Here is a 15,971-nt window from a genome sequence, read left to right on the forward strand (position 1 = left end):
TGCACGAGCAGAACCGCCGTAGGTTTTAGCCAGAACGGTGGTGATAGCTGCAGTCAGGGTAGTTTTACCGTGGTCAACGTGGCCGATAGTACCTACGTTGACGTGCGGTTTGGAACGTTCAAATTTCTCTTTAGCCACGACGATATTCCTTACTTTAATGCTCTCACCCTTTGGTGAGAGCATAGGATCAATATTTAAACTGTAGCTTATTTGCTACGAGCTTCAATTACGGCCTGAGCGACGTTGTTCGGCGCATCATCATACTTCAGGAACTCCATGGAGTACGAAGCACGGCCTTTAGTCAGAGAACGCAACTGGGTCGCGTAACCAAACATTTCAGACAGCGGAACTTCAGCATGAATCTGAACGCCAGTAGCGTTTGATTCCTGACCTTTCAGCTGGCCACGACGTCTGCTCAAGTCACCGATAACATCACCGGTGTTCTCTTCTGGAGATTCAACTTCAACCTTCATGATTGGTTCAAGCAGTACCGGCTTCGCTTTCTTAAAGCCGTCTTTGAACGCGATAGAAGCTGCCAGTTTAAACGCCAGTTCTGAGGAGTCAACGTCATGGTATGAACCAAAGTGCAGACGAACACCCAGATCAACAACCGGATAACCAGCCAGCGGGCCTGATTTCAGCTGCTCCTGGATACCTTTATCAACAGCAGGGATGTATTCACCAGGAATCACGCCGCCTTTGATATCGTTGACGAACTCGTAACCTTTAGGGTTAACGCCCGGCTCCAGTGGGTACATGTCGATAACAACATGACCGTACTGACCACGACCACCAGACTGCTTGGCGTGTTTACCTTCGATATCGGTAACTTTCGCGCGAATTGCTTCACGGTAAGCAACCTGAGGTTTACCCACGTTCGCTTCAACGTTGAATTCACGCTTCATGCGGTCAACGATGATGTCGAGGTGCAGCTCACCCATACCAGCGATGATGGTCTGGTTAGTTTCTTCATCAGTCCATACGCGGAATGATGGATCCTCTTTCGCCAGACGACCCAGAGCCAGACCCATTTTTTCCTGGTCAGCTTTGGTTTTTGGTTCAACAGCGATCGAGATTACTGGCTCAGGGAACTCCATGCGCTCCAGAATGATCACGTTGTCCGGGTCACACAGGGTGTCACCAGTGGTCACGTCTTTCAGACCGATAGCTGCAGCGATGTCGCCTGCGCGAACTTCTTTAATCTCTTCACGCTTGTTGGCGTGCATCTGTACGATACGGCCCAGACGCTCACGAGCAGATTTAACCGGGTTGAACACGGTATCGCCTGAGTTCACAACGCCAGAGTAGACGCGGAAGAAGGTCAGGTTACCCACGAATGGGTCGGTAGCGATTTTGAACGCCAGAGCAGCAAACGGTTCTTTGTCGTCTGAGTGACGAACAGCCGGAGTGTCTTTACCGTCGTCTAACATACCGTTAATAGCGGTAACGTCAGTCGGTGCTGGCAGGTATTCAACAACCGCATCCAGCATCGCCTGAACACCTTTGTTCTTAAATGCAGAACCACAGGTGACCAGAATGATTTCGCTGTTCAGTACGCGCTTACGCAGAGAAGTTTTGATCTCTTCTTCGGTCAGCTCTTCGCCACCAAAGAATTTCTCCATCAGCTCATCAGAACCTTCAGCTGCAGCTTCAACAAGCTTCGCACGCCATTCTTCAGCCAGTTCCTGCATATCAGCTGGAATCTCTTCGTAAACGAAGGTAACGCCCTGATCGGCATCGTTCCAGTTGATCGCTTTCATTTTCACCAGGTCAACAACACCGGTGAATTTCTCTTCTGCGCCGATGGCCAGCTGCAATGGCACCGGGTTTGCACCCAGACGCGCTTTCATCTGCTCAACAACTTTCAGGAAGTTAGCACCCATGCGGTCCATTTTGTTAACGAACGCAATGCGTGGAACTTTATATTTGTTAGCCTGACGCCATACGGTCTCAGACTGTGGCTGAACGCCACCAACTGCACAGTAAACCATTACTGCGCCATCAAGCACACGCATAGAACGCTCAACTTCGATAGTGAAGTCAACGTGTCCCGGGGTGTCGATGATGTTTACGTGGTGCGGCTCAAACTGCTTAGCCATACCAGACCAGAAACAGGTGGTCGCAGCGGAAGTGATGGTAATACCACGTTCCTGTTCCTGCTCCATCCAGTCCATGGTGGCTGCGCCGTCATGTACTTCACCGATTTTGTGGTTTACACCGGTGTAGAACAGAACACGTTCGGTAGTGGTCGTCTTACCGGCGTCGATGTGTGCGCTGATACCAATGTTACGGTAACGCTCAATGGGTGTTTTACGAGCCATTTGATTCCTCTGATTCTTAGACGTTCTAAGTTAAAAAAGCCCAGCAGGTGAGTCACTGGGACGCCCGCTGGGTTTATAACAACTACAGTGCTGTTACCAGCGGTAGTGAGCGAACGCCTTGTTGGCTTCGGCCATACGGTGAACGTCTTCACGTTTCTTCACTGCAGTGCCTTTGTTTTCTGCAGCATCAGAAAGTTCGTTCGCCAGGCGCAGAGCCATTGATTTATCACCGCGTTTACGAGCAGCTTCAACGATCCAACGCATTGCCAGAGCATTACGACGAACCGGACGGACTTCAACTGGTACCTGATAAGTAGAACCACCAACGCGACGGGATTTAACTTCCACGGTTGGGCGGACATTGTCCAAGGCTACTTCGAATGCTTCCAGCTCGTTTTTACCAGAACGCTGAGCCAGGGTCTCCAGCGCGTTATAAACGATAGTTTCAGCAGTAGATTTTTTACCATCTACCATCAGGATATTGACAAATTTGGCCAGCAATTCTGATCCGAACTTAGGATCTGGCAGGATTTTACGCTGACCAATGACGCGACGACGTGGCATGGAAATACTCCGTTGTTAATTCAGGATTGTCCAAAACTCTACGAGTTTATTATGACATTTAAGATAAAACGTTTGGCCTTACTTAACGGAGAACCATTAAGCCTTTGGCTTCTTCACGCCGTACTTGGAGCGAGCCTGCTTACGGTCTTTAACACCTGAGCAGTCCAGCGCGCCACGAACGGTGTGGTAACGCACACCTGGCAAGTCTTTTACACGACCGCCACGGATCAGGATCACGGAGTGTTCCTGCAGGTTATGACCTTCACCGCCGATGTAGGAGGTAACTTCAAAACCGTTGGTCAAACGAACACGACATACTTTACGCAGTGCGGAGTTCGGTTTTTTAGGGGTAGTAGTGTATACACGAGTACATACACCACGTTTCTGCGGGCAGGCTTCCAGCGCAGGCACGTTGCTCTTTGCAACTTTGCGTACGCGTGGTTTGCGAACCAGCTGGTTAACTGTTGCCATTAAATAGCTCCTGGGATTTAGCTTTGCTTCGTAAACACGTAATAAATCGCCTCGCGGAATCACGAGGCCGCAGAATTTTAGAGCTGGTCTGAAAAAGAGTCAAGAAATAACCAGGATTACCGCACTTACCAGGTCATTTGTTGCGAATGCCTGACCGCCAGCGTAACAAAACCAGTATAGCTTACTGTTGTTATCCTGGTCGAAATTTGAGCGACCAGGCCGCGGGCATCAAGATCTTCCTGCAGAACGTACACAGAGATGGGGGCATTCAGCAGCGCTTCAAGGGCGGAACTGCCCTCAAGGGCAGCGATAACCCCATCCTGCAGCAGCAGAACATCATCACCCTCTGCCAGCAAGCGTAGCATGGCCGGCAGGTCACAGTGGAAAGGCGAGGTCATCAAGGTATGCAGCATGGTTTCCTCTAGAAGGTCATGACCCGGTCATAATCATTCAGCATGGTACGAAGGGCATCCGGGGCCAGGACTTCAGCCGGCAGCACCCGCACAGCATCAGAAGCCATACCGCGTTCTGCCAGTGCTGCTGCGCACAGATAACAACGATCAACGTCATACAGCGGCAGCACACCAAATGTCGCGATGTAGTCGCGCGCCAAAATCTGCTGCGGCTGCTGGCCTTGAGTGAGTTGCAGCACACCATCGCTGACAAAAAAAAGTGCAATTTCATCGCTAAGCGCTGACGTGGCGAGAACCGCATCCAGCCCTTCACGGCCGGCACTGGAGCCATGCGGTCCCTGAGTGAATACAAATGCAACGCGTGCCATCAGAACTGCACCAGACGATCACAGGTCAGTGCGGCTTCAGCCAGCGCCCCTAACCCCGAAAGCTGAAACCCGTCTGCCAGATTGGCGACAGGTAGCCCCAGATTGCTGGCTTCCTGCTGGTCGGTAATGCCACGGCGCAGGGCAGCAGCCACGCAGATATTCAGCGTCACGCCCTGTTTCTGCTGCAATGATTGCCAATGACGGGTGAGGTCGAACTCATCGCTGGCGGGGGCATTGAGCACGCTGGCATTCAGGACCCCTTCACGATAGAAGAAAACACTGTCAAGCGTATGCCCCTGTTCCAACAGGGCATTAGCAAACAGCCAGGCACTGCTTGCCTGCTGCGTGCCATAGGCTGGCCCGGTGACCAGCAGGGAGAAACGCATTACTTATCCTGCCCGTGGAAATCGCCATTTTTAAACTGACGGATGTAGAGATAGACAGTGTGCTTGGAGATATTGAGACGATCCGCCACCTGATTGATGGCATCTTTGATATCAAAGATACCCTTCTCATACATATTGAGAACAATCTGGCGATTTTTGGCATTGTTCGACACATTACGGTCGGCACTAACTTCTTCAATCGTAAACTCCAGCGTCTGCATCACCAGATCTTCCACCGAAGAGGCAAAGTTCACTGAGGAGGCAACTTCCTGGGTTTCCGGCGGCATAAACGTCGCCATGATCTGTGAGAAAGGCACATCAAGGTTCATGTTGATGCACAGCAGACCAATCACACGCTGTTGGCGATTGCGGATGGCAATCGTCACCGACTTCATCAGCACACCGCTTTTCGCCCGAGTAAAATAGGCTTTGGAAACGTTACTGTCCGCCCCGGTCATATCGTGCAGCATACGCAGGGCAAGATCGGTAATCGGAGAGCCAATTTTACGCCCGGTATGTTCACCGTTAGCAATGCGCACCGCAGAACATTTTAGATCCTCCAGCGAGTGCAGAACGATCTCACAGTGCGAGCCAATCAGCATCGCGAGGCCATCAACGACGGACTCGTAAGATTTTAAAATTTCGAAATCACCGGGCGTAAAGGGGTGCTGCTCCAGCAGCTCCGAATCCGCAACATCACCGGAGAAAAGTGAATTAGACATGAACGACACCACCCTTTGACAAGAGCCTGTCACACGGCGCCAGGGGCAGACTCATTCTTATTAATTGCGCGCGGGTTAGTCTAGCAAATATGGGAAAGGCGTGTCCCGCCCTTTGTCGTTAAATACAACCTGGCGCAAAGAAGGAGTGGAAACAGGGGGTAAAGCAAAAAAAAACGCCACCCGAAGGTGGCGATTATCAACTTATTTCTTGGCTTTCGCATCAGCGGCGGCAGGAGCTGCCTGCTCTGCATTATCATCCGCTTTCGCTGCTGGCTTGATGTCGAGCAGTTCAACATCGAAGACCAGGGTGGAGTTAGCCGGGATGCCTGGAACGCCATTTTTGCCGTAAGCCAGATTCGGTGGGATCACCAGCTTGATCTTGCCACCTTTTTTAACGTGCTTCAGACCTTCGGTCCAACCCGGGATAACACCATCCAGACGGAATGACAGTGGCTCACCACGAGTGTAAGAGTTGTCGAACTCAGTACCATCAATCAGCGTACCTTTGTAATTCACAACAACCGTGTCGCTGTCTTTTGGCGCATCACCCGTCCCTTCTTTCTCTACCTGGTAGAGAAGACCGGTTTCGGTTTTCTTCACGCCTTTTTCTTTCGCGAATTTCGCCGCATAAGCATCACCTTTCGTGGTGTTCTCTTTTGCGTCTTTTTCCATCTTCGCCTGCGCTGCACCTTTCACACGACCTTCGAAAGATTGCAGTGTTTGTTCAATTTCCTGGTCAGAGAGCTTGCTCTTACCGGCAAACGCATCCTGTACACCCGCGATAAGCTGGTCTTTATCCAGTGCGATGCCCAGTTTTTCCTGCTCCTTCAGGGAGTTCTCCATGTAGCGACCCAAAGACGCGCCCAGTGCATAAGCTGACTGCTGGTCGTCATTTTTGAATGCGGCATTTTTTGGTGCCTGCTGCTGCGCAGTTGGCTTAACCGGAACAGCATCAGCAGCCATAACCAGAGGAGCATTCAGTGCAACAGCCATAGTGGTAGCTAACATTGTGACTTTAAACAGTGATTTCATCCATTTCTCCAAAACCGAAGCATCTCACCTCGGAAATCGTTTGCAGACCTGCGGTCTGTAATATAACCGGGGGCGGGATCACAAAACAATCTCGCCATAAAAACTCGAAGTTAACTTCCGACCGCGTGATTATCCGAAAGTTTCAACACAAGGAATGGTGATTCGTTCGCGCCTTTTCAACCTCTGGTGGCCAATTTAAGCCAATACTCTTACTTCTGCCTGCATTTTACCGTTAGAATCGGACAATTCGCGAGCCTGGAAGACGGGCCGGTAGTAACAAGAGGAAACAGAATGCAACAATCACTGCTGGAGCAACGGCTGGAGATAATGGAGAGTAAGCTGGCGTTCCAGGAGCACACCATTGAGGAACTTAACCTGACGGTGGTGCAACACGAGCTGGAAATGGCCCGACTGCGTGAATTGATGCGCCTGCTGACCGACAAGCTCAAAGCCGCCGCGCCATCGATGCTGGCGGATCCCTCCGAAGAAACCCCACCCCCTCACTATTGACACCGGGTCGAGGCGTGCCTCAGCACTACGATGGTTCTTCGGAAGGCCAGGTATGCCTCGCCCCTATGTTGATTCTTCGCAAGGCTCGGCATGGGTGCTTCGTAGGGGGCGGGCATGCCCGCCCCAATCCCCCCAGGCAAAGCAAAAAGGCCACCCGAAGGTGACCTTTTATCGCTGATATTCCTCAGTATGTCGTGCAATAGCCAACGCAGCTACAGCACGAAAGACGACGGAATATTAGTGGCTGCAGCCGCAACCGCCAGTCCCGCAACCGCCCTGACCATGGTCGTGATCATGGTCGTGGTCGTGGTGATGGCCGTCTTCGCCGTGAACGTGGCCGTGGGCCAGCTCTTCTTCCGTTGCTTCGCGAATAGCGATAACTTCAACGTTAAAGTTCAGGTTCTGACCTGCCAGCATGTGGTTACCATCAACCACTACGTGCTCGTCTTCCACTTCGGTAATTTCTACCGGCACTGGACCCTGGTCGGTTTCTGCCAGGAAGCGCATGCCAACCTGCAGTTCATCAACACCCATAAATACGTCTTTTGGGACGCGTTGTACCAGATTGTCATCGTAGGCACCGTACGCATCGTTTGACTCGATATTCACATCAAACTTATCGCCGACCACATGATCTTCCAGTGCTTTTTCCAGCCCGGAGATCAGAGAACCATGACCGTGCAGGTAGTCCAGCGGTGCACTCACCGGGGATTCATCAACCAACACACCGTCTTCTGTACGCACCTGGTATGCCAGGCTGACCACGAGGTCTTTTGCTACTTTCATGATTACTCCTAACCGTTGAGAGCTTGAGCCCTGATTCATTGACTGCCATTGTCAGCCTTAGTGGCTCTAAGTGGCGACGATTGTATCGAATTTCAATGCGGCTGTAAGGAACAACGTAAAAAAAGCTGAATCAGCGCGTTACTCCGGGTGGAAAATACCGATAACTTGCTCATTTTCGCGCACCTGCTCACGAGCCTGTTTATCCGCTTCACGCATCTGATGGCCGCACTTTACGCACTCCACCACATCAATATTATTTTCCCGCCACAGGGCGAGGGTGTCTTTTGCCTGGCACTTTGGACAAGTCGCACCAGCGATAAAACGTTTACGCATAGTATTATTCCATATGAAATTTGGCGTTATCGGCGATGAGCGTTCGATTACGATAGCCAAAAATTAATCCGCCTCATCCCAGCCATCATATTGCCGCTTCTCATGCTGCATCTCAGCCTGGAAGATATCTTCCAGCTCGCGTCTGGCCTCTTTCACTCTTGAAATCTGCTGGCTGTCGGTATGATTTGGCATCAGCTCACGCAACATTCTCATATCCAGACGGCGGAAATGTTGCTGGGCACGGAACGCCTGATGCGGATGCATACCAAGCGTCATCAGAGTCTTACGCCCCAGTTCCAGCGCACTGCTGAACGTTTCACGGGAGAACTGCGTCACCCCCGCCTGCAACAGTTCATGTGCTTCAACACGGCCACGTGCACGCGCCAGGATCTGCAAGTGCGGGAAATGATGCTGACACAGATGAACGATCTCCATCGCATCTTCCGGGCCGTTGCAGGTTATCACGATAGACTGCGCCGTTTCTGCTCCCGCGGCACGTAATAACTCCAGCTCGGTGGCATCACCGTAATACACTTTGTAACCATATTTACGCATCAGGCTGACTGCACTGATATCACGTTCCAGTACCGTAATGCGCTTTTCATTGGCCATCAACAAACGCGCCACAACCTGACCGAAGCGACCAAAGCCCACCACAATTACCTGAGGCTTATCATCTTCAACAAAGGGTTTTTCCTGGCTGTCATCCACTTCATTAAAGCGACGTTCAAGAATTTTATCCACGCCCTGCATCAACAGCGGTGTGGTCATCATCGACAACGTAACCGTGACCAGCAGCAATGGCATCTGATCGCCACTGAACAGCTTTGCTGACGCTGCCGCAGAGAACAACACAAAAGCAAATTCCCCGCCCTGGCTGAGCACCCCGGCAAACTGCAACCGCTCAGAGCTGCGCAGGCCATAGATGCGTGACAGCAGATAGAGCACCGCCGTTTTCACCGCCACCAGGGTCACAACGCCTATCAGAATCTCAACAATATGGGTATAGAGCACACCGAGGTTTAACGCCATGCCTACCGAAATAAAGAACAATCCGAGCAGCAGTCCTTTAAAGGGATCGATGGCAATTTCCAGCTCGTGGCGATACTCACTCTCCGCCAGCAGGATACCGGCAATAAAGGTGCCCAACGCCATCGACAGACCGAGCGCATCCATAAACAGCGCCGACCCAAGCACCAGTAGCAATGCCGCCGCAGTGAAGACTTCGCGCACACCGGAGGCCGCAATAAAACGGAAAATGGGCCGCAGCAGATAGCGTCCGCCGACCAGCATTCCGCCAAACGCCAGTACTTTCATGCCGACCTTCATCCAGTCGGTATGACCACTGTCGCCGCCTGCCAGCAGCGGTACCAGCGCCAGCGCCGGGATTACGGCAAGGTCCTGGAACAGCAACACGGAAAAACCGAGCTGGCCTGACTCATTGCGGTTCATCGCTTTATCGCGCATGAGCTGTAACGCCATTGCCGTTGAGGACATCGCCAGGCCGATCCCGCCAATGGTCGCCGCCTGCCAGGAGAAATCGGTCAGCCACAGCAGCCCGCCCAGCACCAGCGCACTGAGGATCACCTGAGCAGCACCGACACCAAATATCGAACGCCGAAGCTCCCATAGTTTGGAGGGTTTCAACTCCAGCCCGATGATAAACATCAGGAACACCACGCCCAGCTCGGAGAAGTGCAGGATCTCATCGACGTCGCTGATGAAACCCAATCCCCAGGGCCCGATAGCGATCCCCGCCAGCAAATACCCCAGCACCGCGCCAATCCCCAGGCGAGCGGCGATAGGCACTGCAATCACCGCCGCAAACAGATACACCACGCCTGCGGTCAGAAGACTTTGACCTTCCATCTACACTCCTCCGTGTGGCAACGGGTTGGACAACCAGTCGCCATAGGCACGGGCATAATTTTGCATGACATCAGCGGACTGGCGACGCGCCCAGTAAATGATCATAGGCGTCATCCAGTGCATATTGCACATCTGTGCGGTCAACTCGAAAGGACGCATAATGTCCGACATCGGATAACGGTTCAGCCCTTCCTGATGGTAAGCCGCTTCCGGTTCTCCAGTAGTGATCACGCTGCGCCAGTATTTGCCTTCCAGCACATTACCGCCCACCCCACTGGCAAAGCCACGTGACAGCACGCGGTCCAGCCACTCTTTCAGCAACGCAGGGCAACTGTAGGTGTAAAGAGGATGTTGAAAAACGATGATATCGTGTTCACGCAGCAGTTGCTGCTCACGGTGAATATCAATAAAAAAATCCGGATAGTGTGCGTACAGGTCATGCACCGTCACATGCTCAAAATGACGCGCCGGCTGCAACAAAACGCGATTAGCAATCGAATCCTGAGACTCCGGATGGGCGTACAACAGCAGGACTTTAGGCAGCTGCGACATCATTCCCCTCCAAATCGTCGTCATGGCGGGATATTTCCGCTACCATGCTCGACGCAACGGAACTACTTGATTCCGCAAAACTGATTATGATGGTGTAATTTAACATACTCTGAACTTACGGCGCTTATGATTGTATTCTCCTCGTTACAAATTCGTCGCGGTGTCCGCGTACTGCTGGACAACGCAACAGCCACGATCAACCCCGGTCAGAAAGTCGGCCTGGTCGGCAAAAACGGCTGTGGCAAATCGACGCTGCTGGCCCTGCTGAAAAACGAGATAAGCGCCGATGCCGGTAGCTTCAGTTACCCGGGTAACTGGTCGCTGGCGTGGGTCAATCAGGAAACGCCAGCGCTGGACGTTCCGGCCATTGAGTATGTTATTGATGGTGACCGCGAATTTCGTCAGCTTGAATCTGAATTAGCCCATGCAAATGAAATTAACGACGGCCATGCCATCGCCACGCTGCATGGCAAGCTGGATGCGGTTCAGGCCTGGACCATTCAGTCACGCGCCGCCAGTCTGCTGGACGGCCTCGGTTTCAGCCAGGAACAATTACAGCGACCGGTGAGTGATTTCTCTGGCGGCTGGCGTATGCGCCTTAACCTTGCGCAGGCACTAATCTGCCGCTCAGACCTGCTGCTGCTGGATGAACCGACCAACCACCTTGATCTTGATGCCGTGATCTGGCTGGAACGCTGGCTGAAAAGCTACAGTGGTACGCTGATCCTGATTTCGCACGATCGGGACTTCCTTGACCCGGTGGTCGACAAGATCCTGCACATAGAGCAGCAGTTCATCTTCGAGTACACCGGCAACTACAGCTCGTTCGAAATTCAGCGTGCGACCAAGCTTTCACAACAGCAGTCGATGTTCGAACATCAGCAGCAAAAAGTGGCGCACCTGCAAAGCTTTATCGATCGGTTTAAAGCGAAAGCCAGCAAGGCGAAACAGGCACAGAGCCGCATCAAAATGCTGGAACGTATGGAGCTTATCGCCCCGGCTCACGTTGATAACCCGTTTACCTTCAGCTTCCGCGAGCCTGAAAGCCTGCCGAATCCCCTGTTGAAAATGGAAAAAGTCAGCGCGGGTTATGGCGACAGAAAAATCCTTAACTCGATCAAACTCAACCTGGTACCCGGCTCACGTATTGGTCTGCTGGGGCGTAACGGCGCAGGTAAATCAACGCTGATTAAGCTGTTGGCCGGTGAACTGGCCCCGCTGGAAGGGGATATCGGGCTGTCGAAAGGCATTAAGCTTGGCTACTTCGCCCAGCATCAGCTAGAGTTTTTGCGCGCCGATGAGTCCCCCATTCAGCACCTGGTGCGCCTGGCACCGAAAGTGCTGGAACAACAGCTGCGCGACTATCTTGGCGGCTTTGGTTTCCAGGGCGATAAAGTCACGGAAGAAACACGCCGTTTCTCCGGTGGCGAGAAAGCGCGCCTGGTCCTGGCCTTAGTGGTCTGGCAACGTCCCAACCTGCTGCTGCTGGATGAACCGACAAACCATCTTGACCTCGATATGCGTCAGGCACTGACCGAGGCACTGATCGATTTCGAAGGCGCTCTGGTTGTTGTGTCGCATGACCGCCATCTGCTGCGCTCCACCACCGACGATCTCTACCTGGTGCACGATGGCAAAGTCGAAGCCTTTGAAGGAGACCTGGAAGATTATCAGCAGTGGTTGAGTGACCTCCAACGTCAGACCAGCGCAGAGGCCGCCCCGAAAGCCGACAGCGCCAACAGCGCTCAGGCCCGTAAAGACCAGAAACGCCGCGATGCCGAACTGCGCACCCAGACTCAGCCACTGCGTAAGCAGATTGAGAAACTGGAGAAGCAGATGGAAAAGCACAACGCCCAGCTGGCTGACGCGGAGAGTAAACTGTCTGAAAGCGCCATTTACGATCAGAGCCGCAAAGCCGATCTGACCGCTGCACTGCAACAGCAGGCAACGGCGAAATCAGCATTGGAAGAGTGCGAAATGGAATGGCTGGAAGCGCAGGAAGAATTAGAGTCGATCATGAACGCCTGATGCAGCAGTCCGGGCGCGGCATGCCACGCCCCTACGACACTGATTTATCGGGATAACGCACTCTGGGACACAACCCGACGCGGCATACCGCGCCACTACGACACTGATTTAACGGGATAACGCACTCTGGGACACAACCCGACGCGGCATACCGCGCCACTACGACACTGATTTATCGGGATAACGCACTCTGGGACACAACCCGACGCGGCATACCGCGCCACTACGACACTGATTTATCGGGATAACACATTCGTAGGGGTCGGGCATGCCCGACCCGCATCTCGTTACTGCGCCGCCAGACGCTGGCGAAGCGCGGTCAGATCTTCAACGTTATGCAGCTTTCCATCCAGGAAACGGATTTTCAGCTCCCCACCCTGCTCCTGCTGCCAGCTCTGACCGTCCAGCAAACGATATTTCCCTTCATCATCTTTTTCCACCCGTAACAGGCCCCGCGCAGAGTTTTTCATGCCGTTGTCCGTTTTCGGCTGTTTGAAGATCTCACGCCCCTCACCGTTCACTTCGCCATAGGTCGCTTTCATCGCGAAACCAAAGGTGTCACGCGTGTTGTACTGATAAGTATAAGACCCGACGCCGAACACCACATTGCTGCTGGCAAAACCTTTGGCCTCCAGACGGCTCAGGATCAGATTGGCACGCTCAAGCGTAATCGAGTCGCCGTAAATCAGGCCAACATGCGGGTCCAGCACCTTGTAGCCCTTCGCATTGATCGTGCCGCCGAAGATCTCCCACAGCACTTCGACGGAGCCTTTCTGTTGTGCACTGCGTGCCGGATCGCGGTCGGCATCGTCGCCGCTGCCGCACAGTATCTCCACCGGGTCACCGCTGTCAGGGCGGAACACCAGACGGCCTTCACGCGCCATGATCTCGGGTTTGAGCTCGCGGCTGTATTCGGTCAGTACTTTCCAGTAATCCCAGGTATCGGACACCACCGAAACAAACCCGGCAGGATAAAGCTCCGTCAGCAGACGACGGAAGGTGGCGATCTCACCCTGCTCCTCACCCATGCACATCACGCTGTGCTCGGTGGCAGGAATACTCCCGGCAATAAACGTCCCTTCTGCCGGGCGGTAATACTGCTGCGCATAGAGAATAGAAGGCAGACTGTCAGTACCGGTAAAACTCAGCAGGTGGCCCACCCCCGATTGTGCAGCATCATGCAGGCCTGACATGCCGCGGAACGAGAAGTCATGACACTGAAAATCGACATGTGTCATATCGTCACAGGTCCGTTCCGCCCACTGCTGACAAATCTGGCGATAGTGGTGCGCCACGGTAGCATTGGTGGAAGACTTCCACAGCTCTGCCGACATCACGCTCTCAAGGTAGTTAACCAGCCAGAAAAACTCATCCACGGTATTGGTGATGGTCAGCACCGGAATTTTCATTGACACTTTGCTGCCTTCATCCAGGCTTTTGATCGCCAGCGGCAAATAGCCCAGGCGATGCAGTGCGCGGATATGCTCCACGCTGACGCTATTTTTTCCCAGGTAGCTGTCCATCAGTTGCTGATACTGGCCCACCACCTGCTCTTCCGGCTGGGCAAAGAATTTGTCGTTAAACAAATCGACCATAAACCACTGTAAAAAACCCTGCAGGCCGAAAAACACCAGCGCATCATCCGCCAGCGGTGAGTGGAAATAACGATTTCCACGCGGGGTAAAGTTGGAGTACACGCGGTTCGTTCCCGCGGGGTACTGTTCGCGATGTGTGGTTTTGTAGCCGTCGATAGCCATAATCGGATTAATTTGCATGGGATGCTCCTTCACTGCGGTAAATGGTGTCGATATCAATCAGTTCTACACGTTCCTGCGCCAGTTCATGTCCCGCCAGTGATGTGGTGGTCCAGATGCGGTCGATCCCCTGGCTCAGCAGGTGATCCACTCCTTTGCTGAACAGGCCGTGCGTGACATACAGGCTGACCGAACGCGCCCCGGCAGCACGCAACACCGCAGCTGAACCGATAAAAGTGCCTCCGGCATCGCAGAGGTCGTCAGCAATCAGCACGTCCCGGTTCATCACATCGCCTTTCAACAGCTCAAATCTGCTCAGTGCACCGCTGGCAATATCACGGTGTTTGCCCAGAATGCCGTATTCCGTGGCGTTGACCTGCTGCGCCAGCGCATGCACCTTCTTCAACGCACCTGCATCGGGCGCAACCAGCATCATGCCTTGCGCCAGTTCAGCGCGCAGCGTAGGGCTGTGGATCAGAGCGCGATGCTGTGGGATCGCCACCAGACGGTCAACAACGCCTGCGGCCACATCGCTATGCGGATCAAGCACCACTACGCGGTCAAAGCGCAGTTGATTAAGAAAACCGGCAAACACTTTCAACGCAAAACTGTCACCGTCACGCATGGTGCGGTCCTGGCGGGCATAGGGCAGCCACGGCAGCTCAAGAGTCGTCTGGCGCAGCAGGCAGCGCTGGCGTACCGCATCCAGTACCTGCGCGACCAGCATCAGGTCATCCAGAGTCTGCATCGCACTGGCACGCAGCGTCAGAATGGTGGCCTGCGGATCAAGCGACGACAGCACACGTCCCCAGACCGCACCGTCAGGAAAGCGGCCGCTTTCCAGCGCGGCCTCCTGACCATCGAGTGTTAATTGCAGTTTCATCATCGCAGACTCCTATTTACCAATTAATGTCTCAAGGACATTTATATAATTGTCTAAGAGACACTAATTGACAAGTAAAAAATAACTCGCGGAGAGAAAAACTGGTTAACACCATGATTTTAAATCAAATAAATCTCATCAAAAAAGCGGCATGATTGAATCATTACGCCGGGGCTGGTAGTGTGTCCCAGCGACACTTCCTGCAGGAACCCTATGATGTCATCAGAAGAAGAGTATCTGGCGCAGTACGATGCCTCACGCTATGCCGCACCGCTTGTCACCGTCGACAGCGTGCTGTTTACCCTATGGCAGGAACAGCTGTGCGTGTTACTGGTAGAACGTGCTAATCATCCGCAACGGGGATGGTGGGGGCTACCGGGAGGGTTTATTGATATGCAACAGGATGAATCCACGCGTGCCACGGCGCTGCGTAAACTGCGTGAGAAAACCACGGTCAATCCTCCGTGGCTTGAACAGCTGGCAACCTGGTCAGGGCCAGATCGAGATCCCCGCGGCTGGAGCCTGACCACTGCCTGGTATGCGCTGATCGCCGCGGAAAATTGCCGCGCAGAAAGTGAGGACGTGAGCGATGTGCAGTGGCAACCGCTGGCCGGGCTGGCACAGCGCAGCGATATCGCCTTTGACCACCAGCTGATTATTGCCGAAGCCCTGCAACGGCTGCGGCAAAAAACGCTCTACTCCCTGCTGCCCGTCTACTGCCTGCCTGCCGCCTTTACCCTCACACAGTTGCAGGACGTAACCGAAACGATCCTCGACCGCCCGGTGCAGCGTAAAAGCCTGATCCGTCGTTTTGAGGCCTCAGCGATGTTTGAGGAAACCGGGGAAAGCGTGGCGACGGGCGCGCGAAAGGCCAAACTGTATCGCCTTAAGCCGGGTGCGGATGTTCATACCTTCTCCCGCAACCTGATGATCGACAATTAAAACAGCCTTGTACCGGGCTGCGACTGTGTTGCTGCGT

18 protein-coding genes are annotated in these 15,971 nt (G+C 53.4%); 3 read left to right on the forward strand and 15 right to left on the reverse strand.

Annotated elements, in window-relative coordinates; genetic code table 11:
- From FY046_RS14495 to fkpA, 9 genes are all read right to left on the reverse strand, one after another.
- On the reverse strand, window positions 1–138 hold a 138-nt coding region (locus FY046_RS14495; protein WP_417659485.1), incomplete at its 3' end, for a GTP-binding protein.
- Window positions 139–206: 68 nt separating this feature from the next.
- Window positions 207–2,321: an elongation factor G gene (fusA, locus tag FY046_RS14500; protein WP_133846701.1), complete on the reverse strand. Its 2,115-nt coding sequence runs from the start codon at window positions 2,319–2,321 to the stop codon at window positions 207–209.
- Between the two features lie 93 nt (window positions 2,322–2,414).
- Complete coding sequence (gene rpsG, locus FY046_RS14505; RefSeq protein WP_004160604.1) at window positions 2,415–2,885, reverse strand: 30S ribosomal protein S7; 471 nt, start codon at window positions 2,883–2,885, stop codon at window positions 2,415–2,417.
- 96 nt (window positions 2,886–2,981) lie between these two features.
- A complete protein-coding gene (gene rpsL / locus FY046_RS14510) occupies window positions 2,982–3,356 on the reverse strand; it encodes a 30S ribosomal protein S12 (protein ID WP_003852912.1) in 375 nt (124 codons plus the stop codon).
- 125 nt (window positions 3,357–3,481) lie between these two features.
- Window positions 3,482–3,769, reverse strand: coding sequence for a sulfurtransferase complex subunit TusB (gene tusB, locus FY046_RS14515; RefSeq protein ID WP_446186205.1), 288 nt, complete (start codon window positions 3,767–3,769; stop codon window positions 3,482–3,484).
- Between the two features lie 8 nt (window positions 3,770–3,777).
- Complete coding sequence (gene tusC, locus FY046_RS14520) at window positions 3,778–4,137, reverse strand: sulfurtransferase complex subunit TusC (RefSeq protein ID WP_227535600.1); 360 nt, start codon at window positions 4,135–4,137, stop codon at window positions 3,778–3,780.
- Window positions 4,137–4,523 carry a sulfurtransferase complex subunit TusD gene (tusD, locus tag FY046_RS14525; protein WP_133846698.1) on the reverse strand — a complete coding sequence of 129 codons (387 nt, stop codon included), beginning with the start codon at window positions 4,521–4,523 and terminating at the stop codon, window positions 4,137–4,139. Before tusD ends, tusC begins: the two co-directional genes overlap by 1 nt.
- Window positions 4,523–5,245, reverse strand: coding sequence for a helix-turn-helix transcriptional regulator (locus FY046_RS14530; RefSeq protein ID WP_133846697.1), 723 nt, complete (start codon window positions 5,243–5,245; stop codon window positions 4,523–4,525). The genes tusD and FY046_RS14530 overlap by 1 nt, the downstream gene beginning before the upstream one ends.
- A gap of 201 nt (window positions 5,246–5,446) precedes the next feature.
- A complete protein-coding gene (gene fkpA, locus FY046_RS14535; RefSeq protein ID WP_159337879.1) occupies window positions 5,447–6,277 on the reverse strand; it encodes an FKBP-type peptidyl-prolyl cis-trans isomerase in 831 nt (276 codons plus the stop codon).
- 291 nt (window positions 6,278–6,568) lie between these two features.
- Between fkpA and FY046_RS14540 the strand changes: the two genes are divergently transcribed.
- Complete coding sequence (locus tag FY046_RS14540) at window positions 6,569–6,787, forward strand: SlyX family protein (protein WP_133846695.1); 219 nt, start codon at window positions 6,569–6,571, stop codon at window positions 6,785–6,787.
- Window positions 6,788–7,024: 237 nt separating this feature from the next.
- Here the strand turns inward: FY046_RS14540 and slyD are convergent, their stop codons facing one another.
- The 4 genes from slyD to kefG form a co-directional block, all read right to left on the reverse strand.
- Window positions 7,025–7,573, reverse strand: a complete 549-nt coding sequence (gene slyD, locus FY046_RS14545; RefSeq protein WP_133846694.1) for a peptidylprolyl isomerase — start codon at window positions 7,571–7,573, stop codon at window positions 7,025–7,027.
- 138 nt (window positions 7,574–7,711) lie between these two features.
- A complete protein-coding gene (locus FY046_RS14550) occupies window positions 7,712–7,906 on the reverse strand; it encodes a YheV family putative zinc ribbon protein (RefSeq protein WP_133846693.1) in 195 nt (64 codons plus the stop codon).
- Window positions 7,907–7,969: 63 nt separating this feature from the next.
- Window positions 7,970–9,775, reverse strand: a complete 1,806-nt coding sequence (gene kefB, locus FY046_RS14555; protein WP_133846692.1) for a glutathione-regulated potassium-efflux system protein KefB — start codon at window positions 9,773–9,775, stop codon at window positions 7,970–7,972.
- Window positions 9,776–10,327 carry a glutathione-regulated potassium-efflux system ancillary protein KefG gene (gene kefG / locus FY046_RS14560; RefSeq protein WP_133846707.1) on the reverse strand — a complete coding sequence of 184 codons (552 nt, stop codon included), beginning with the start codon at window positions 10,325–10,327 and terminating at the stop codon, window positions 9,776–9,778.
- A 126-nt stretch (window positions 10,328–10,453) separates the two neighbouring features.
- Here kefG and FY046_RS14565 point away from each other — a divergent pair, with 126 nt between their 5' ends.
- Window positions 10,454–12,355: an ABC transporter ATP-binding protein gene (locus FY046_RS14565; RefSeq protein WP_446186206.1), complete on the forward strand. Its 1,902-nt coding sequence runs from the start codon at window positions 10,454–10,456 to the stop codon at window positions 12,353–12,355.
- Window positions 12,356–12,642: 287 nt separating this feature from the next.
- Here the strand turns inward: FY046_RS14565 and FY046_RS14570 are convergent, their stop codons facing one another.
- Window positions 12,643–14,130 (reverse strand): nicotinate phosphoribosyltransferase, encoded by a 1,488-nt coding sequence (locus tag FY046_RS14570; protein ID WP_446186207.1) that lies wholly within the window; start codon window positions 14,128–14,130, stop codon window positions 12,643–12,645.
- Complete coding sequence (gene prs / locus FY046_RS14575; protein ID WP_133846689.1) at window positions 14,120–14,995, reverse strand: ribose-phosphate diphosphokinase; 876 nt, start codon at window positions 14,993–14,995, stop codon at window positions 14,120–14,122. Before prs ends, FY046_RS14570 begins: the two co-directional genes overlap by 11 nt.
- A gap of 213 nt (window positions 14,996–15,208) precedes the next feature.
- Here prs and FY046_RS14580 point away from each other — a divergent pair, with 213 nt between their 5' ends.
- Entirely contained in the window at window positions 15,209–15,934 is a 726-nt protein-coding gene (locus FY046_RS14580; RefSeq protein ID WP_259152977.1) for an NUDIX hydrolase, read from the forward strand.
- Window positions 15,935–15,971 lie beyond the last annotated feature (37 nt).

It is taken from the genome of Erwinia sp. 1181_3 (assembly GCF_052824965.1).

Coding starts and splice junctions, on each gene's coding strand:
- fusA (WP_133846701.1), bottom strand. CDS start 2,321: ATGGCTCGTAAAACACCCATTGAGCGTTACCGTAACATTGGTATCAGC.
- rpsG (WP_004160604.1), bottom strand. CDS start 2,885: ATGCCACGTCGTCGCGTCATTGGTCAGCGTAAAATCCTGCCAGATCCT.
- rpsL (WP_003852912.1), bottom strand. CDS start 3,356: ATGGCAACAGTTAACCAGCTGGTTCGCAAACCACGCGTACGCAAAGTT.
- tusB (WP_446186205.1), bottom strand. CDS start 3,769: ATGCTGCATACCTTGATGACCTCGCCTTTCCACTGTGACCTGCCGGCC.
- tusC (WP_227535600.1), bottom strand. CDS start 4,137: ATGGCACGCGTTGCATTTGTATTCACTCAGGGACCGCATGGCTCCAGT.
- tusD (WP_133846698.1), bottom strand. CDS start 4,523: ATGCGTTTCTCCCTGCTGGTCACCGGGCCAGCCTATGGCACGCAGCAG.
- FY046_RS14530 (WP_133846697.1), bottom strand. CDS start 5,245: ATGTCTAATTCACTTTTCTCCGGTGATGTTGCGGATTCGGAGCTGCTG.
- fkpA (WP_159337879.1), bottom strand. CDS start 6,277: ATGAAATCACTGTTTAAAGTCACAATGTTAGCTACCACTATGGCTGTT.
- FY046_RS14540 (WP_133846695.1), top strand. CDS start 6,569: ATGCAACAATCACTGCTGGAGCAACGGCTGGAGATAATGGAGAGTAAG.
- slyD (WP_133846694.1), bottom strand. CDS start 7,573: ATGAAAGTAGCAAAAGACCTCGTGGTCAGCCTGGCATACCAGGTGCGT.
- FY046_RS14550 (WP_133846693.1), bottom strand. CDS start 7,906: ATGCGTAAACGTTTTATCGCTGGTGCGACTTGTCCAAAGTGCCAGGCA.
- kefB (WP_133846692.1), bottom strand. CDS start 9,775: ATGGAAGGTCAAAGTCTTCTGACCGCAGGCGTGGTGTATCTGTTTGCG.
- kefG (WP_133846707.1), bottom strand. CDS start 10,327: ATGTCGCAGCTGCCTAAAGTCCTGCTGTTGTACGCCCATCCGGAGTCT.
- FY046_RS14565 (WP_446186206.1), top strand. CDS start 10,454: ATGATTGTATTCTCCTCGTTACAAATTCGTCGCGGTGTCCGCGTACTG.
- FY046_RS14570 (WP_446186207.1), bottom strand. CDS start 14,130: ATGCAAATTAATCCGATTATGGCTATCGACGGCTACAAAACCACACAT.
- prs (WP_133846689.1), bottom strand. CDS start 14,995: ATGATGAAACTGCAATTAACACTCGATGGTCAGGAGGCCGCGCTGGAA.
- FY046_RS14580 (WP_259152977.1), top strand. CDS start 15,209: ATGTCATCAGAAGAAGAGTATCTGGCGCAGTACGATGCCTCACGCTAT.